The sequence below is a fragment of the Synechococcus sp. 8F6 genome (assembly GCF_002252665.1).
Taxonomy (GTDB): domain Bacteria; phylum Cyanobacteriota; class Cyanobacteriia; order PCC-6307; family Cyanobiaceae; genus Cyanobium_A.
In genome coordinates, this window is the sequence record NZ_NQKZ01000054.1 from 1 (window position 1) to 1,317 (window position 1,317).

Sequence of the window (1,317 nt, forward strand, 5' to 3'; positions counted from 1 at the left end):
CCCAGCTCGGCCACCAGCTCTTCGCGGGCATAGGCCCGGCCGCCATCGCCACCCTCCCCCATGCCGCCGGAGAGATCACGGGCCAGCCGGGAGCTATGGCCTGAGGAATGGATCGCCTCATGGGCCCAGGTGGAATACAGGGCCCAAGCTGAATGGAACGCCGCACGCTCCGGTAGCTGGATGCGATCGACCACCGGCAAATAACAGGCCCGATCCCCTCCGTAGCTCACCGCGACCGGCCATGCACTGAGCACTGCTTCTGCTGCCGCCAGCCGCTCCGGCTCGTGCCTCACGGCAACCCCTTCCGCCTGCCGGCGCTTCTGGATCAGCCCTTCCAGAGCCTCACCCTCCAGATCCCCTGCATTGAAGAGCGCCACCGGCCGGTAGCTCACCCAACTGTGCCCTGCAGTGGCGGCATCGCCCTCAGTGCCGGCTTCCTCCAGCCGGCCTTCTCCCAACTGATGCACCTGGGGGCGCAGCACATGCACCGCCTTGCTGCCCTTGCGGGGAAAGATCCCCAGCGCCTTGGCCTCGGCGAAGCCGCACCAGTAGGGCAGGGCTGATCCCCGCAGATGCATCCCCAGGGTGAGCAGCACCGGATTGGCCCCGCGGTAGCGCCGCCCCGAAAGCAGATTCACGTGGTGACCGCCTGCGGCGGCATCCCACTCCCGCCGCCAAGGAGTGGTGCCCGCTTCCAGCAGGGTGATCAGGGAGGCCACCAGCTTCTCTTCTGGGGAAGCCTTGGCTGCGGCCGAACCTTGGGATCGGACGGAGCGGGATTGGGAAGCAACAGCCACGTGTGGGCAAGCGCAGGACCGCAAGCGCCAGCGCGGCCAGCGTCAAGGGCCGGCCGCAGCACTCACGGAATCCAGTGCCCATGACGTCCCATTTCTGGTGGTGGGCCGGCTTGCGCAGCCCTTGCGCGGCCGCGCACGCTGAGGACTCCTGCGCGACGACTCACCGGCTCTTCAGTCAGAGCATGAGGCTGCTGCAGGTATGTACTCATACGGTTTTTGAGCCCCATAAGCTGCTGAGTACAGCCGGCGAGTGCTTCCAACACGATGGAATTGAAGTTCCGCGTGATCCAGTCGAACGACCGCGGGCTGATCACTAAGCAGGGCGATCAAACGTATGCCCGGCGTGGACCCGCGAAAGGAGAAGAGGCCCTCGAGCTGCCCACGCTGTTCATCTGGGTAAGAGGAAAAAACCGCTATCTGGCCCGCTGCTGGACACAGTGGACAACCGAGAGGCTTGGAGATGACTTCATTTACGTCGTCAGTCGGTTCCGTGACGTGATCGATCTTCACGGTGATACCC

The 1,317-nt window shown here is 65.0% G+C and carries 2 protein-coding genes; one reads left to right on the plus strand and one right to left on the minus strand.

What is annotated here, in order from left to right; all coding sequences use genetic code 11:
- On the minus strand, positions 1–719 hold a 719-nt coding region (locus tag CJZ78_RS13420; RefSeq protein ID WP_094561789.1), incomplete at its 3' end, for a zincin-like metallopeptidase domain-containing protein.
- Between the two features lie 342 nt (positions 720–1,061).
- Here CJZ78_RS13420 and CJZ78_RS13425 point away from each other — a divergent pair.
- A partial coding sequence (locus tag CJZ78_RS13425; RefSeq protein WP_143592974.1) for a hypothetical protein occupies positions 1,062–1,317 on the plus strand: 256 nt, incomplete at its 3' end.